Below are 15,837 nucleotides of genomic sequence, written 5' to 3' on the forward strand. Positions count from 1 at the left end.
AGGCTGGCCGCTCACAGCCTGGCAACCGCCCCATGAATCGTTAGGGCAGGCCGATTTCGTCTTCTCGGGTCACAATGCTGATGGAGGTCGTCTTGGCTGTGGATTCTGCCAGACGTTCCTGAGCCAGCTGCTTAACCCTGGTACGAACCATGAACCAGCCAAGGACCAGCAGAGGAATGACCAGAGCCATCGCCTCAAGCGAGTAGGTTCCGATGGGATAGTCGTAGGCAATGAGTACGAGTACACCCACCAGGAAGAACATGGTCAACCAGTTGGTAAAGGGAGCCAGAGGAGCACGGAAGTCCGGGCGGGTACGCTCACCCCTATGTGCCAGGGCGACGAAACGCAGGTGAGGCAGGGTGATAGCCATCCAGCCAATCACAATGCAAATTGCCGAGATATTCAGGACAATTTCAAAGGCATCGGAAGGCTTCCAGTAGTTGATGATGACACCCAACAGAGCTACTGCACCGGTCAACAAAATACCGCCCACAGGCACACCCGAGGTGTTCATTACACCGGTGAACTTGGGTGCTGAGCCGTTGATAGCCATAGAATGTGTAATACGACCGGTGGAGTAGAGTCCAGCATTCAGTGAAGAAGCGGCTGCAGTAATCACCACAAGCTGCATAATGGGTGCGGCGTAATCCACCCCGATTGAACCGAAGAAGGTCACAAAGGGCGACTCATCGGCGCTGTAGGCATCGTAGGGGAGCAAAAGCGAAAGCAAGAGAACCGAGCCCACATAGAAGAGGGCAATACGCCAAATTACAGTATTGATAGCCTTGGGGATAGCTTGGCGGGGATCCTTAATCTCTCCCGAAGCTGTACCCACCAGCTCAATACCTGAGTAAGCAAAAATAACGCCCTGAGAAACAATCAAAGCAGCCATTAGACCGTTGGGAAAGAACCCAGATTCGCTTATTAAGGTAATACCCACCGGGGCACCCGTGGGAGTACCAAAAATAAGGAAGAGGATACCAACCACCATAAAAATTAGGAGCGAACAGACTTTTACTAGAGCAAACCAGAACTCCAGCTCACCAAAAATTTTGACTGAAATTAGGTTCATGGAAACCACCAGAACGATGACGACAAAGGCAACAACCCACTGGGGAACATCATTAATGGAGGGGAGGTACTGACCGAACCAACGGAAATAAATAGCGATAGCAGTGGCATCGACAATGGCCGTAGCAGCCCAGGAGAACCAGTACATCCAGCCCACAAAGAAAGCCCACTTCTCACCGTAGAACTCACGAGTGTAGCTCACGAAGGAGCCGGACGAAGGACGGTAGGCCACTAGCTCACCTAGCTGACGCAGGATCAGGTAGCCGAAGAAACCGGCGATAGCGTACAGGAAAATTAGGGAGGGACCGGCATCATGCAACCGACCACCGGCGCCCAGAAAGAGGCCGGTACCAATGGATCCACCCATTGCTATCATCTGGATTTGGCGGGGTTTGAGCCCCTGTTTAAAACCCTCTTGCTCATGGGCATAAGACTGTGTCGCGCCCCTAGCGGAGGGCAGTGGTTGATGAGACATAATAATCCTTGAGGTTAGCAGTTTGTGCTGGCTGGTATACCCACACCCAGGGTACAAGGCAGGGTAGTGTTCAGACTCGGCTGCTCTCTGCGCAATAGCCTAGACTCTATTCTGCAAGGCTCCTGTCTAAAGAGCGAGGTAAAGAGGGCATAATTTTAGGGGACGACACTAAAGAGAGGTCAAGTAGTATGCCTGAGTTACCCGAAGTTGAGGTTGTTCGACGGGGGCTTGCTGCCCACTGTGTAGGGGCAAGAGTGGGCGCTGTCACCGTAGCCGATAGCCGGTCCATCCGTCGACACACCGAAGGCACTCCAGATTTTTGCGCCCGGCTCACCGGCCTGCGAATAGCCGATATCGCCCGGCGTGGCAAATACCTGTGGGTCCTCTTCCACGCCCAGCCCCACATCCATGCCCAGCAAGCTGCCAGCCTGAACTCCGTGGCAGATCCCGCAGACACCAGGCTCCTTGAAGACTTCGCCCTAGTCATTCACCTGGGTATGAGCGGCCAAGTCCTGCTCAAAGAGGGGCCCATGCCCGCCGAAAAACACCAGAAAATCGTGCTGAAACTCGAAGATGCCACAGATGAAAGCGGGCAAACCAGCCCTCTCAATATGCGCTTCGTGGACCAGAGAATCTTCGGTGGCATGTTCCTCAGCCCCCTACAAGCGGTCACAGGCACACAGGGGCAACCACTCCCAGGAGCCTCCATGAGCGTCCTGGGCCTGCCTCTCATTCCCGAGGCTGTAGCCCACATCGCCCGTGACCCGCTCGACCCCCACTTTGATAGCGCAGACTTTCGCCGCCGTATGCTGTCCACATCAACCGGCATTAAGAAACTACTCCTTGACCAGTCAGCCATCTCCGGGGTGGGAAACATCTACGCCGACGAAGCCCTCTGGCGGGCAAAACTCCACTACGCCAAGCCAGCGCGGACAATCACACCGCAAGCTACCCGGGAACTCGTCAAAGCCTGCCAAGAGGTCATGAACGATGCCCTCACCCAAGGAGGCACCAGCTTCGACGCTCTCTATGTGAACGTCAACGGCGAATCAGGCTACTTTGACCGTTCCCTCAAGGCCTACGGTCAGGCAGGGCGCCCCTGCTACCGTTGCCTGGAAGCGGGTCGCACCTCGCTGATGGTACGTGAACCTTTTGGGGGTAGGAGCTCCTACCGGTGCCCGTATTGTCAACGGAAGCCCCGCGGGGTTCAGTGATAAGTGCCTGAAGGTGGCGGGCACCGATTACCTGCCCTCTGGTGTGCTCGCTCGCTCGCACCCGGGCACTCCATCCGCACTGTCAACGGAGGCCCCGCGGGGTTCAGGGATAAAGACCCTAGCTACTAAACCGGTCCCCATAAAAACGGCCCAAAGCCTGGTAACCCTGCTCCAGGCTCACCTCGGGCTCCCAGCCCAACAAGCTACGAGTAGTTCCCTGATCAAACCAGTGGGCAGTAGAAAGCTGTTCAGCCAAGAAAGAAGTCAGCGGCGGAATCTCACCGGGAGCAAAAACCTTCCAGAGCTTCTCCATGACCAAACCCGCCCCGTAAGCCACCGGGGCAGGCACTGAATAAGCAGGCGGTGTTACCCCGCACGCGGCACACATGCCTGCAATAACCTCCGCCACCGGGCGGGGCTGGCCGTTCGTAACCACCAGAGGAATACCCCGGATAGCCTCAAGACGCTGATAGCCGCGCACAAAAGCGTCAGCGGCGTTGTCGATATAGAGCGTGTCAATCATCGCCGAGCCACGATTGAGCAGGGGGAGACGGCCAGCGGCGGCACGCTCCAAAACACGCTCAACCAGCTGGGTATCACCCGGACCCCAGACCAGGTGCGGGCGCAGAACACCCACCCAGAAACGGTCCGAGTTATAGGAAAGGGCCAGTAGCTCAGACTCGGCCTTAGAGCGGGCATAGTTACCCCGGGCATGGTTGGGAGAGGCAGGAGGGTTGCCCTCACCTACAATCGACGAACCCGTATGAGCTGCAGAAGGCGATGAGGTATGCAGGAACTTACTGACCCCCAGAGTCTGAGCAGTTTCAAGGAGTGTGCGGCTACCCTCCACATTGACCTGGCGGTAGTCCTCCCATCGGCCTACCACAGAAACCTTGGCGGCCAGGTGGACCACCCCATCCACGCCGGTCAAGGCCTGCTCAACAGCGCCGGGGTCAGTGAGCGAACCCCGCACCTGCCAAAAACGGCCCCGCAGGTGTTGGGGTAAAACCTCTTCAAGCTGGGCGTCCCCGCGCTGAAAGGCCCGGACTGAGTAGCCAGCCCGCAGGAGGGCAAAGACAACCTCGCGGCCCAGCAACCCAGAGGCACCGGTAACCAGAACGGTCTCACCGAGCTCCGGCAGACAGACCTTGGGATCTAAAGAACGCAGGGAGACTACCATGCGATAACACCCTTTCCTAGGCGAGCCCGCTTACCAGTGAGGACCTTCTCAGCCCACTGAGCAACCACAGGGCGGTCAATCTTTGAGTTGTGGCGAACATCGGTGGGGTGCTCATCCACAATGAGGACAGCCGATACCTCCACGCCTGTTTCAGCCAGGACACGCTCCCGTACCCGAGCAGCCAAATCAACTGGGGCAGGGCCCTGAACGGTCCTCTTACCCCGGAACCTGGGACCGACCTCAGCAACCAGCACAACCGTGCCAGTACCAGCGGGACCAATGGCTACAGCGGCAGCGCGGCGCACCTCGGCATCACCCTCAGCAGCCTGTTCCAGAGCAACAGGGGTCAGTACACCCTGGGAGGTCACCAACACGTGGGCTAGGCGGCCCTCCACCCAGAGGCGGCCAGCCGCATCGAAGTGCCCCACATCGCCGGTACGGTGCCAGCCAGGGGTCGAAGTTGAAACCTGCTCGGTCACCCAGAGGGTGTCATAACGGTCTTTAACGTGAGGGGCCGCCAACAGAATCTCGCCGGTAATACCGGGCTCCTTCCTTGTCTCTGCACCGGCAGTACCATCGGCCAGTAAGGGGGCGATCTGAACGAAAGCGCCATCAACAGCCTTGCCCACGCAAACGCCGCCGCCTGCGCCGTGCATGCCGTCACGGGCGTCCTGCTCAGCCTCTTTAATCTCATCGAATGAAACATCGGTGGCGGGTAGGGCTTCAGTCATACCGTAAGGAGTGTGCAAAGAAGCCGCAGGCAAAATGGTCTGAAGCTTGGTCAAGAGGGGAGTCGTTACTGGTGCCCCTGCTGAAAGCAGGGTAGTGACCTTAGCCAGAGCGGCCCGCTGGTTCTCATCAAGGGCATCAAAGGTATCAATGATGTTCATCAGAGCCGCAGGGGAGGCAAAAATGGTGGTGGCGTCGATAGCGGCTGTTGCCGAAGCTAGCGCCTGCGCTGTCAAGGTCTTGGGCCTGGTGACGTCCATAGCGGGAGTCACGCTGGTTGCGCCCAGAGCGGGGCCAAGTAAGGCGAAGGGGGCAAAGCCGGCAACCAGGCCGCTACCAGCCTTCAAACCATAGGTCGATGAAATGGTATCGCGCATACCGGCCAGCTGACGGTGGGTATAAACCACACCCTTAGCGGGGCCGGTGGAGCCGGAGGTGTAAAGAACTGCCGCGTCGCTATCGGGGTCGGGGAGCTCAACGTCAGCGGTTCCAGATTTTGTGAAATCCTCAACGGAACCCACAAGGCCCAGAGCCTTAGTGGCCGCCTTGGGCAAAGCCGTGGCAGCAATGCGCTGGCCGGGCCAGCCCAGAGAACGGGCGGCGGTGAGGGCAGCGGGAACACCCACCAGCCAGTCGGGGCGGGCACCCTTCAGAGCGCGGGTTAGCCCCTTTGCGCCTAACCCGGTATCGGCCACCACAATGACCGCTCCCAGCTTGAGGCAGGCATAGATGAGCGTAGTGAGTCTAATACCCGGAGGAACCAGCAGATTGACTCGATGCCCCCGGCCTACACCCAACTGGTACAGGCCATCAGCGACCCGATCAACCTCAGCTGCCAGCTCCGCCCAGGTCAGTTGAGCCGCAACCTGGGTGCCGTCACCCTTGGGGTTCATATCGACAACGGCCAGTGAATGATCCTTGGTCCGGGCGGTCAACTCCGCAATCATCGGGCGGTATTCGCCTAAAGCGGGGGCTTGCTCCTGGCGGGCTGCAAGGTGGCGCTCACGCTGGGTGATGCCGGTGACAAAGTGCTCAGTCAGCCAGTTAAGAATAGGGCTGGCAATGTCTTCGTCTTCTGCGACCAGGTGGCTGGCCTGTTCAAAACGGTGGATATCAGCATGAGGTAGCCGGGTGGCAAGATCGGCCATGTAGCGGCGCTGGAAGACCGGGTCCTTAGTACCCCAGAGCATGAGAGCTGGAAGGTCCAGTTCCCTTATACCTTCTGCGATTTCAATCATCTGCCGGTAGCTGCTTGCTGCCGGGGTAGCGGGAATATCCGCTACAAAATTACGGACACCTGCCCTAAGCTCACTGGTGGTATAAGGGAGTTTGTAGGCCTGTTTGACAGCCTCGCCCAGCGGTTTTTGCGCAAGACCCAGAGTGACGTCAATGAAGGCGGAAGATTTTGCCGTAGCCCAGGAATGAAGAGCGGGGTTCAGAGCGGCTTGCAGAGCAAGCGGAATCTTTTCTGCCGAGTCGTGGAAGACAGCGGTGTTGGTGAGCATAATGCCCGAGAGAATATCGCGGTGCCGCAGTGCCCAGCCGAGTGATACCAGGCCACCCCAGTCATGGGCCAGGGTAAGAAGAGGGCGGTCGGTGCTATCGAGACCCAGTGCTGCTGTGAAGTCTCCCAGGTCAGCTACCCTATCGATGAGGGCGCGTTTGAGACCGGTACGCTCCGAGTAGCCCATATCGAGCTGATCAACAGCCACCACCCGCCAAGGGCGTTCAGCCTGGCTAGCTGCCGCTAAGACCGAACGCCACAGGTAGGACCAGGTGGGGTTACCATGGACAGCCAATACCGTACCGACAGGTTCCCGCCCCGCGGCAGCCAGCTGGGGCCCGTTATCCAGATAATGCCAGGTGCGGCTAGACCCGGTGCTCTCAACCGGCGCTGTGGAGGCTACCGTGATGGTCTGGGACCAGTCGCTGTCAACACCTGGCCACTGGGCGGGAGTCGGGGTGAGCTGTAGATTCTTCATGTATTTCTCTCGTCAGGCTAAAACGCGGGACGGTGCAATGCACCCTTTAGAAGGCAGCGCCCCGGCTCTCTCTGCTGGCAGAAAGAGCCGGGGCCCAAAGGTTTATTACCAGATAATTTCCATGAGGGCAGTATTCAGGCCGGAGCCAACGCCCATGCACAGAATACGGTCGCCGGGGGAGTAGTTGGTGCTGTCCTCGGCCAGGGTCATAGGTAGAGCCGCCGCCGCAACATTGCCCCAGACGGGGAAGGTCAGCGGAATCCGCTTGCGGTCAATGCCCACCGCCTCAATAATTGCGTTGGTATGAGCGTTAGAAATCTGATGCGTTACATAGGAGTGCATATCGGTCCAGTCCCAGCCGTTCTGGTGGGCTTCTTCCCAGGCCTCAGCGACCAGCTGTAGGCCGTGCTTGAGCAGACCGGCGGCATCGGTGCTCATACCCTGGTCAGCCTCGCCGCCGATGCAGAGGTTGCGGTGCTCGGTTCCGGAGCGGGAGACAGAGCCAACAATCTTGTGCCCCTTGGGGTGTAAGTCGGAACGACCGATGACTGCTGCGGCCGCACCCGACCCTAGGGTGAGCGTAGCGAACTGGGCAAGAACATCGTCGCGTGTGGAATCAGGGCGGTTGAGCTGACGAAGTGCAGTAGCATGCCAGGGCGAAGGATCCTCACCGTCCACAATAAGAGCATAATCAATCGCCCCGGCATCAATCATGGTTGCGGCAACGGTGATGCCATTGACAAAGCCTAGGCAGGCATTGGTGATATCAAAATTAAGGGCCTGGCGGGGCAAACCCAGACGGTCATGGATGCCCACGGCAACGGCAGGCTCAAAGTTATCACGGGTTACCGAGGTATTGATGATAAGACCAATCTGTTCCTTGGCGATACCGGCCTGGGCCATAGCCTGCTCGGCGGCGGCAACAGCGCCGTCCTCAAAGGTCATGCCCTTACCCCACGAACGACGTTCACTAATACCGGCCAGGCGTTCAAGCAGGCCCTTGGGCATCTTGAGCCGCTTATAGGTGGCGGCAAGCTGCTCATCGAAGTAGGAACTGGTGACTACCTCGGGAGGCAGTACACGGGTGACAGACAGAATCGAAGCGTTCTGGTGGCGTATATCTGAATTAGCGGTCAATCTACTCTTCTAGCCTCGGAGTGGGGACAGGGGCGGGCGCTAATATTCATTGCAAAGCGCACCGTTACCATATTATGCCCCGCTCGCTTGCATGCGCCCCATTGGCGGGGCTGGTTCCTCTCACACCGAACAGTAGCCAGGAGCTGCTGTTGTAGAGTTGAAACCTGAGAATTTGTCCCAAGAGAACAACCGAATGGCCTCGAATGTACCTGAAATCTTTGACCGTGCGCGGCTTCAAATCCTTCGCTTCGGCCACCGTTTTTGAGTTTGAACCGGGCCTGAACGTGATTGTTGGGCCCAACGGGTCGGGCAAGTCCAACGTGGCGGACGCCCTGGCCTGGGTCATGGGTGCTCAAGGCGCTAAGCAGTTGCGCGGAGCTGCCATGAAGGACGTCATCTTTGCCGGTGGCGGCGAACGCGGGGCGCTGGGTCGGGCCAAGGTTGAGCTGGTTATTGATAATTCTGACGGTTCCTTACCGCTCCCTCACTCAGAGATTCGCATCACTCGCACCATGTTTTCCGCTGGCGGGTCAGAGTACGAAATCAACGGCCAGCCCGCTCGTCTGACCGATGTTCAGGAGCTTCTTGCCGATACCGGCGTGGGCAAAGACCCCTACACCCTGGTGGGGCAGGGGCAGGTCGATAAAATCCTGCACGGCACCGCCCAGGACCGACGGGAGCTGATTGAGCAGGCTGCTGGCCTGGTCAAGCACCGCCGTCGCCAGGCAAAGACCGCAGCTAAACTCGACGACCTTAAAGGTAATCTTGACCGGCTGGAAGATTTGGCTGCTGAACTTTCTGACCAGCTCGAAGGAAGGCGCGAGCAGGCTGAAGCGGCTCGTATTGCCTCTGACGTTGCCGCTCGTGTGCGGGCACTGAAGGGTGATCTGTTGGCGCTGGATGGTGCCCATCTGAAAACGGAGATAGCGGAACACACTGAAGCAGCCGAACAGGCGGCTGTAGCCCGCGCTCGCTCCGAAGAAAAGAACTTGGTTTTCACCCAAGACCTAGCTGACCTTACGGCACATGAAGCCGCCATCAAAGCCAGCCTGGAAGAAAGCATGCAAGAAGTCGCTACCCTTAAGGCTCTTGCTGCCCGGGTCCAGACGATTGAGCGGGTTGCCTCAGAGCGTATAAAACAGGCGAATCAGCAGGACGATTATACTGATGCCCTGGCGCACCTTGAAACTGCCCGGCTGGGTGCAGGCCAGGAGGAAGAAACCGCCCGCCTGGCTAAGGAACGGGTGCTTCAGGCGGAAAAAGAGCTTAAAGGCCTGGAAGACATCTCGCGGCTTGCTGAAAAGGATCACCGTCAGCTCAACCAAGAGCTAGAGCAGGCTAGGAGTGAGGTTGCTGAACACCGGGAACTGCTTTCGCAGCTGACCACCGCACTTGCAGCGGCGCGGACCTCCTTTGAAAAAGCTCAGGCTGAAGCAGCCCGCCGCAAGGATGAATACCAAGAATTTGAGAGCAACCAGGCGCAGGTGAGCGCCTCTGTTGAAGCCGCCCGTGCCACGGTCCAAGCGCTTGTAGCAGAGTACGAGCAGGCTCTCCTCTACGAGAAACAATCCCGTTGCGGACGTCAAGCCGCGGCGGATGCCCAGGAGAAGAGCCGGGTCAAGCTGCAAGAGACCGAGCTGGCTCTGCGGTCTGCTCAGGCTCGCTACCAGGCACTCGAAGCGGCCTGGTCACAGGATCACGAGTCATCCACCGAGCCAGCTGGGGAGCGCGAAAAAGCCCTGAGCGCAGGTGCGCAGGAGCTTGTATCTTTACTTGAGGTTAAGCCTCAGTGGCAGAAGGCTGTAGCAGCTGTCATTGGTCCCTATGCCCGTGTTCTTGCTGATGAGAAAGGGAGGAATCAGCCCCACCTGGTGTCGCAGGTATTCCGGCCCGAAGGCATGCAGAACCCTTCTGGCCAGAAGGAACTATCTATACCTGAACTTGAAGATAAGGGTTTTATGGCTTTGCGGCAGGCCCTATCTGCCCCCGCCGCGCTAACAGATGCCCTCAACATTCTCCTGGGCCGGGTTTATCTCTGTGAGAACCTTGTCCAGGCGCAGGAAGCAGTCAAAGACTTCCCGGACATCACCGTGGCGACAGCAGACGGCCTATTGGTCACATCTGTCTCTGTCCTTTACCCCCAAGAGGTCGAGACGAGCTTTGACGCTCACGCCCAGCTGATTGCGGCTCAGTCGCATATGACAGATATCGAAAAGGAATGCGAAGAAGCTCGCCTCGCCCTTGCCCAAAATCAGCAGGGGCTGACTCTTGCCCAGGAGCAGGAGAAGCAGGCGGCCCGAAAGGTTGGAGCCCTGTCTGCGCGGGTCACCACAGCTCGAACTGACCTGGCTAGTCTGACCGGGGCCTGTACCAGTGCCCAGGCTGAAAAGCGCAGGCTCACCGATGCGGCACACCGAGCAGATGAAGCGCTTAAAGAGGCTGCAGCACAACTGGCTACGGCAACAGATGAGCTTGAGCGCGCCCGGAAGAACCCACCTCACCCCAACCTTGCTGATCTGCTGGAGAGGGCGCAAGAAGCCGCTAGCACCGTTCAGCAAGCTACTGAACGACTTGCTCAGGCCCGTACCGGTCTGGAGCGCGATCGGGAGAATGCACAGGCCGCCCATGCTCGCTCACTCCAAGCCCAAGAAGCTCTGAACGCCCTTGAAACGGCCGAACTGAATCGGCAAGGCCGCCATGCCCAGGAACAAGCTGCTCGTCGCCAAGCTACCCGTCTAAACCTGGCGGCTCAGGCTCTTGCTTGTCAGCTAGCCGGGCTACTGAAAGAGGCAGAGAAAGGCCACGAAAGCACACGGTCCCAGGCCCTTACCCTGGCAGAAGGTCTCAGCGATACCCGGGAGAAACTAGCCAGCGGGCAGAAATCACTGGCTGCTGCGCTGACGCTCCAGGCAGAGGCCGCCGCCCAGCGGGCTCGCTGTGAGACGCGCTGGGAGGGGTTGGAGAACCGTGTCCGTGATGAGTTAGGGCTGAGCCTGGATGAGCTGATTGCAAGCCGTAGCGGGGTGGCCGCTGATCGTGCTGAGACTGAGAAAGCTCTGGCCCAGGCAGAAGCTGAGCTAGCCCGCCTGGGTGTTACCAACCCGCTAGCGCTGGAGGAATATCAGGCTCTGGAACAACGGTTTGGCTATCTGCGCCAGCAAATATCTGACATTAAAGCTAGTCGCACCGATGTGCGTGCGGTCATGAAGGAGGTCAACGACTACATTGTGACCTCTTTTGACTCAGCTTTGGCAGATGTCCAAGAACAATTTGGGCCTATCTTTGCCACGCTCTTTCCCGGTGGTCAGGGGGAGCTGGTGCTCAGTGACCCCGCTGACCGTCAGAACAGCGGCCTGGAGATTCAGGTCAAGCCAGCTGGTAAAAAAGTAACCAGGCTATCGCTTCTCTCTGGTGGCGAGCGGACCTTGGCCTCACTGGCCTTGTTGCTAGCGGTTTTCATGGCCCGCCCGGCTCCCTTCTATGTGCTTGATGAGGTAGAAGCGGCTCTCGATGATCGAAACCTGGGCCGTCTTCTTGAGGTGCTGGGGCAGCTGCGGGATCGGTCGCAGCTACTGATGATTACCCACCACCAGCGCACTATGGCGCAGGCCGATACACTCTACGGGGTATCGATGCGCAATGGCGTTTCGGCTGTTATTTCGCAGAGGCTTGCAGATTACAGCCAATCATCTGAGGTGTAGGCAGGGCAGGTTAAAGGGGGCGAGCGCCGGGCTGAAAATTTCAGCCCGGCGCTCGTGTCTGCAGTCTTAGCGGCCTGTGTAGCCTTTGTCGGCAAGATCTGCGGGGAACTTGGGTTTGATGCCCGGTATCCAGCCAATGGCGGCGATCAGCAGGAGTGCACCGGCAACAGCAAAGGCGGGGAAGAAGCCCCAGGCATCGATGATGAAGCCAGCGAAGAGCGGACCTACAATCAGGCCGATGTCAGAGACCATCTGGAAGTAGGCCAGGGGTTGGCCACCTGAGCGTTTGTTGCCTACGATATCGGAGATTGCCGCTTGGAGGGAGGGGCTCAGAAGGGCTGCAGCGATACCGAGCAGGATTGCGGAGGCAACGAAGGCCGACGGTGCGGTAATGGTTCCAAAGAGGATTGTGACGATGCCGGCCAAGAGGAGGCCTGAGAAGATCATGGGGCGGCGACCGATTCTATCACCGAGCTTGCCTGAGTAGATTTGCATGAGCGCGTTGCCGGTTGCGTAGGTGGCCAGGGTGAAACCGGCCAGGCGGGCACCTGCGGCGGCAGGGTCATAGCCTGCCTCTGAGCCGTGGAGGCTGGCCAGTAGGGCTACTGCCGCCAGCGGTACAACTGTTGATTGGAGTCCAAAGATGCTCCAGCCTACGGTGAGGTTGGTGAACAGGGCTGAGCGGTAGTTGCTGAACTTGAGGGCTTCTTTGAGGGTGAGTTCGGGCTTTGCTACGGGTATGCCCTGGGTGTTGAGGTGGGTTTGTGGTGCTTGGTCTTTAAGCTGGGTTATGACGATGAGTGAGGCGCACAGGAGCATGCCGGCGTAGACGAAGAAAGGGACGCGCATGCCCAGGGCGGAGGCTGCAGCTCCTAGGACTGGGCCTAGGATGTTGCCCAGCAGGAAGGATGTGGCGTAGTAGCCGGAGACTTTACCCCGGATGGAGGGTGGTGAGTTGCGCACCAGGATTCCCATGGCGGCTACGGTGAACATGACCGAGCCTGTGCCCCCGATGATACGAGAAGCGATGAGCATGGGGTAGTTGATAGATAGCCCTGCACCGATGGATCCTAGCCCTACAATGATCAGGCCGGTGGAGTAGATGCGTCGTTCCCCGAATGCTGTAATGAGTTTGCCGGAGACCGGGGCGAAGAGAAGGCGGGAGAGGGCGAAAGCTGAGACTACGAAGGTTGCTGCCATAGCTCCCACATCGAAGGAGCGTGCGAAGCCGGGGAGGACGGGTGCTACAAGTCCGTATCCTAGCGCGATGAGAAAGGAGGCAGCGATGAGTACTTTGATTTGGGTGGGTACTTTGGTGTTTTCTTGTGCTGGGTGAGGGGAGCCTTGGATGTGAACACTTCGACGGATTGATTCTGGAATGACCGGGATGGCTCCGGTGTCCATGGAGGGGGTGGGGATATGTTTGCTCATCTTGCTTTCGCCAGTCTTAGATTTTCTCAAAGTATTATAGCTCACACCTCTGAGCGCTATAATATGCAGAACTGCATTCTACCGGTGGGTGCGGGGGCTGTATAGCGGTGCAGAATGTGGCAAGCTAGAGGTGTGAATGATTCTTTAACTCTGATTGTCTATATTCTGCTGGGTCTTCTCATCCTGGGCGGTGTTCTAGCCGTCCTCCTGCGCGGTCCTAAGGCACCTAAAGGTGGCTATGGGACGACCCGCGACGCCGACGATATCCCGGTCACCGACTCCGGTGAACCGGTCACCTCGATTGAGAAGCCTGCTTCTGCTCAGGGCCGTCTGGTGCGTTTGCGCGCCCGCCTGTCCAAGTCCAATAACCTACTGGGTAAGGGTCTGCTGGCTCTGCTGTCCCGCGACAAGATTGACCAGGAGGTCTGGGACGAAGTTGAAGAAACCCTTCTCTTGGCTGATCTGGGTTCTGAGCCTTCTACCCGCCTGGTGGAGGCCCTCCAAGAGCGTGTGCGTGTTGAGGGTACCGAGAACCCCGCCCATGTTAAGCAGATGCTCCGCGAAGAGCTCCTGAAAATCGTGGGGGAGGACACCGACCGTTCCCTCAACCTTGAGGGTGTTGACGGTAACCCCGGCCTGGTGCTTGTGGTGGGTGTCAACGGTGTGGGTAAGACTACGACCGTTGGCAAGCTGGCTCGTGTGATGGTTGCTGAGGACAAGAACCTGCTTCTGGGCGCTGCCGATACCTTCCGCGCCGCCGCTGCTGACCAGCTTCAAACCTGGGGCGACAGGGTAGGTGTGGATACCGTGCGCTCAGAAAAAGACGGTGCTGACCCTGCCTCCGTTGCTTTTGAGGCTATCCGTCAGGGCAAAGCTCGTGGTGTAGATACGGTCATGATTGACACGGCTGGCCGCCTGCAGAATAAGGCCGGCCTGATGGATCAGCTGGGCAAGATTAAGCGTGTGGTCCAGAAAGAAGCTCCCGTGACCGAGGTGCTCCTGGTTATTGATGCTACAACCGGCCAGAACGGCATGATTCAGGCCAAAGTCTTCTCCGAGGTTGTGCAGATTACCGGTATCGTGCTGACCAAGCTGGACGGTTCCGCTAAGGGCGGCATTGTGGTGGCTATCCAGGAAGAACTGGGCGTGCCGGTCAAGCTGATTGGCCTGGGTGAAGGCCCGGATGACCTGGCTCCTTTTGAGCCCGGTGCTTTCGTGGACGCCCTGCTCGACTAAGCAGTATGAGCTTTGAACCCGCGTATTTTCCTTACAAGCAGCTGTGGGGGAGGGTACGCGGGTTTTCTCTGCCCGTTTATGTCTTGTGTGTGGGAGGGGGCGAGACAACACCAAAGCCAGCTGCGAGAGGACTACCCGCCTACCTGCTAGAGTGTGGAGCGCCAAGGCGAGATAGCAGAGATAACCGACAATAGCCGGCCCGATGAAAGAGAGAAACATGGCAGCAGATATCAGCATGATTGAACCGACAGTAAGGAGCTTGCGCGAGTACTTTGCAAGCGGAGCCACCAAGCCGCGCATTTGGCGGCAGGAACAGCTTGAGGCCCTCCGCGCTCTGGTAGCAGAGAACACCCGGGAGCTTCTAGGTGCTCTATACGCTGACCTGCACAAGTCGGCTACTGAGGCTCAGATGACCGAAATTGGTATCACGCTGGATGCTATTGATCACAGCCTCAAGAACCTGGCGCGATGGACAGCGCCCCGCCGCCTGCCGCTGCCCCTGACCTTGGCCCCCGGCAAGGCAGCTACCGTGCGTGAACCTCTTGGTACGGTACTGATTATTGCTCCCTGGAACTACCCGGTTCAGCTCCTGCTAGTGCCCCTGGTGGGTGCCTTGGCCGCGGGGAATACCGTGGTGCTCAAACCCAGTGAAGTCACGCCAACCGTTTCTTCTCTGATTGCGCGGTTGGTTCCTAACTACCTGGACTCTCAGGCGGTAAGGGTCATTGAGGGTGGGGTAGAAGAAACCACCCAAGTTCTGGCCCAGCGCTATGATCACATTTTTTATACCGGCAACGGTCAGGTGGGGCGTGTGGTGGCACGAGCCGCAGCCGAGCATCTGACCCCCATCACCTTGGAACTGGGTGGTAAATCCCCAACCCTTGTAGAGCCAGGTATCGACCTGGTAACTGCCGCCCGGCGTATCGTCTGGGCCAAGTTCATCAACGCCGGTCAAACCTGTGTAGCTCCTGACTACCTGCTGGCTATCGACGGGGTTGAGAAAGACCTAGTCCCGGAGCTGCAGGCAGCTATTACCGAAATGTTCGGCCAAAACCCCCAGCAGTCACCAGACTACGGCCGCATGGTCAACGACCGCCATTTTCAGCGGGTCAGTGGATACCTGGATGACGGTGAGATTCTGCAGGGCGGTCGCATCGATGCCGCAGAGAAATACATTGAACCGACCTTGCTCAAACCAGCCTCGCTCAAAGCCCCGGTGATGACCCAGGAAATCTTTGGGCCGCTGCTGCCTATTGTGACCGTGGCTAGCCTGGACGAAGCCATCGACTTTATCAATGAACGCGACAAACCCCTGGCCCTCTACGGCTTTGTTCAGCCCCAGAACCAACAGCGGCTGGTAGCAGAGACCTCCAGCGGTGGCCTGGTCTTTGGCGCAGGTCTGGTTCACCTCTCACCGCACAACTGGCAGTTCGGCGGGGTAGGTGAGTCCGGCATGGGGGCCTATCATGGCGAAAAAAGCGTGGAAATTTTTAGCCACGAAAAAACTGTGTTCATAAAGCCTCTCACCCCGGATACCCTGCGCTTGATTTACCCGCCCTACACCGGCCTCAAAGGGAAACTTCTGGGCAGAATCATTTAGCTGACGGAAAAGCAACACAGTGAGCCGATAGCCTATGGTGGCTGGTGGGGACCCTAGCAGGGTGGCCGTTAGACTGGTAGA

Annotated in this window: 9 protein-coding genes; 4 read left to right on the plus strand and 5 right to left on the minus strand. The window is 58.3% G+C overall.

The window, feature by feature from the left end; translation table 11 throughout:
- Nucleotides 1-40: 40 nt before the first annotated feature.
- Nucleotides 41-1,546 carry an amino acid permease gene (locus ACN08V_RS04410; protein ID WP_419104684.1) on the minus strand — a complete coding sequence of 502 codons (1,506 nt, stop codon included), beginning with the start codon at nt 1,544-1,546 and terminating at the stop codon, nt 41-43.
- Nucleotides 1,547-1,734: 188 nt separating this feature from the next.
- On the opposite strand from ACN08V_RS04410, the gene mutM reads away from it, so the two are divergent.
- Nucleotides 1,735-2,760: a bifunctional DNA-formamidopyrimidine glycosylase/DNA-(apurinic or apyrimidinic site) lyase gene (gene mutM / locus ACN08V_RS04415; protein WP_419104685.1), complete on the plus strand. Its 1,026-nt coding sequence runs from the start codon at nt 1,735-1,737 to the stop codon at nt 2,758-2,760.
- A gap of 118 nt (nt 2,761-2,878) precedes the next feature.
- Here mutM and ACN08V_RS04420 read toward each other — a convergent pair whose 3' ends face one another.
- The 3 genes from ACN08V_RS04420 to ACN08V_RS04430 all read right to left on the minus strand — a co-directional run bounded on the left by ACN08V_RS04420 (nt 2,879) and on the right by ACN08V_RS04430 (nt 7,788).
- Nucleotides 2,879-3,940 carry an NAD-dependent epimerase/dehydratase family protein gene (locus ACN08V_RS04420; RefSeq protein ID WP_419104686.1) on the minus strand — a complete coding sequence of 354 codons (1,062 nt, stop codon included), beginning with the start codon at nt 3,938-3,940 and terminating at the stop codon, nt 2,879-2,881.
- Nucleotides 3,934-6,651: an alpha/beta fold hydrolase gene (locus ACN08V_RS04425; protein ID WP_419104687.1), complete on the minus strand. Its 2,718-nt coding sequence runs from the start codon at nt 6,649-6,651 to the stop codon at nt 3,934-3,936. Before ACN08V_RS04425 ends, ACN08V_RS04420 begins: the two co-directional genes overlap by 7 nt.
- A 105-nt stretch (nt 6,652-6,756) precedes the next feature.
- Nucleotides 6,757-7,788, minus strand: coding sequence for a 3-oxoacyl-ACP synthase III (locus tag ACN08V_RS04430; protein ID WP_419104688.1), 1,032 nt, complete (start codon nt 7,786-7,788; stop codon nt 6,757-6,759).
- Between the two features lie 203 nt (nt 7,789-7,991).
- On the opposite strand from ACN08V_RS04430, the gene smc reads away from it, so the two are divergent.
- On the plus strand, nt 7,992-11,489 hold the full coding sequence (gene smc / locus ACN08V_RS04435) for a chromosome segregation protein SMC (RefSeq protein WP_419104689.1): 3,498 nt from the start codon (nt 7,992-7,994) through the stop codon (nt 11,487-11,489).
- A 66-nt stretch (nt 11,490-11,555) separates the two neighbouring features.
- Here the strand turns inward: smc and ACN08V_RS04440 are convergent, their stop codons facing one another.
- Nucleotides 11,556-12,920 (minus strand): MFS transporter, encoded by a 1,365-nt coding sequence (locus ACN08V_RS04440; RefSeq protein WP_419104690.1) that lies wholly within the window; start codon nt 12,918-12,920, stop codon nt 11,556-11,558.
- Between the two features lie 114 nt (nt 12,921-13,034).
- On the opposite strand from ACN08V_RS04440, the gene ftsY reads away from it, so the two are divergent.
- Together ftsY and ACN08V_RS04450 are read left to right on the plus strand one after the other, a co-directional pair.
- Complete coding sequence (gene ftsY, locus ACN08V_RS04445; protein ID WP_419099500.1) at nt 13,035-14,156, plus strand: signal recognition particle-docking protein FtsY; 1,122 nt, start codon at nt 13,035-13,037, stop codon at nt 14,154-14,156.
- A 217-nt stretch (nt 14,157-14,373) separates the two neighbouring features.
- Nucleotides 14,374-15,756, plus strand: a complete 1,383-nt coding sequence (locus tag ACN08V_RS04450; RefSeq protein WP_419104691.1) for an aldehyde dehydrogenase family protein — start codon at nt 14,374-14,376, stop codon at nt 15,754-15,756.
- The last annotated feature ends 81 nt before the right edge of the window (nt 15,757-15,837 follow it).

The organism is Rothia sp. P5766 (assembly GCF_048513555.1).
Lineage (GTDB): Bacteria > Actinomycetota > Actinomycetes > Actinomycetales > Micrococcaceae > Rothia.

Coding starts and splice junctions, on each gene's coding strand:
- ACN08V_RS04450 (WP_419104691.1), top strand. CDS start 14,374: ATGGCAGCAGATATCAGCATGATTGAACCGACAGTAAGGAGCTTGCGC.
- ACN08V_RS04440 (WP_419104690.1), bottom strand. CDS start 12,920: ATGAGCAAACATATCCCCACCCCCTCCATGGACACCGGAGCCATCCCG.
- ACN08V_RS04410 (WP_419104684.1), bottom strand. CDS start 1,546: ATGTCTCATCAACCACTGCCCTCCGCTAGGGGCGCGACACAGTCTTAT.
- ftsY (WP_419099500.1), top strand. CDS start 13,035: ATGTGGCAAGCTAGAGGTGTGAATGATTCTTTAACTCTGATTGTCTAT.
- mutM (WP_419104685.1), top strand. CDS start 1,735: ATGCCTGAGTTACCCGAAGTTGAGGTTGTTCGACGGGGGCTTGCTGCC.
- ACN08V_RS04420 (WP_419104686.1), bottom strand. CDS start 3,940: ATGGTAGTCTCCCTGCGTTCTTTAGATCCCAAGGTCTGTCTGCCGGAG.
- ACN08V_RS04425 (WP_419104687.1), bottom strand. CDS start 6,651: ATGAAGAATCTACAGCTCACCCCGACTCCCGCCCAGTGGCCAGGTGTT.
- smc (WP_419104689.1), top strand. CDS start 7,992: ATGTACCTGAAATCTTTGACCGTGCGCGGCTTCAAATCCTTCGCTTCG.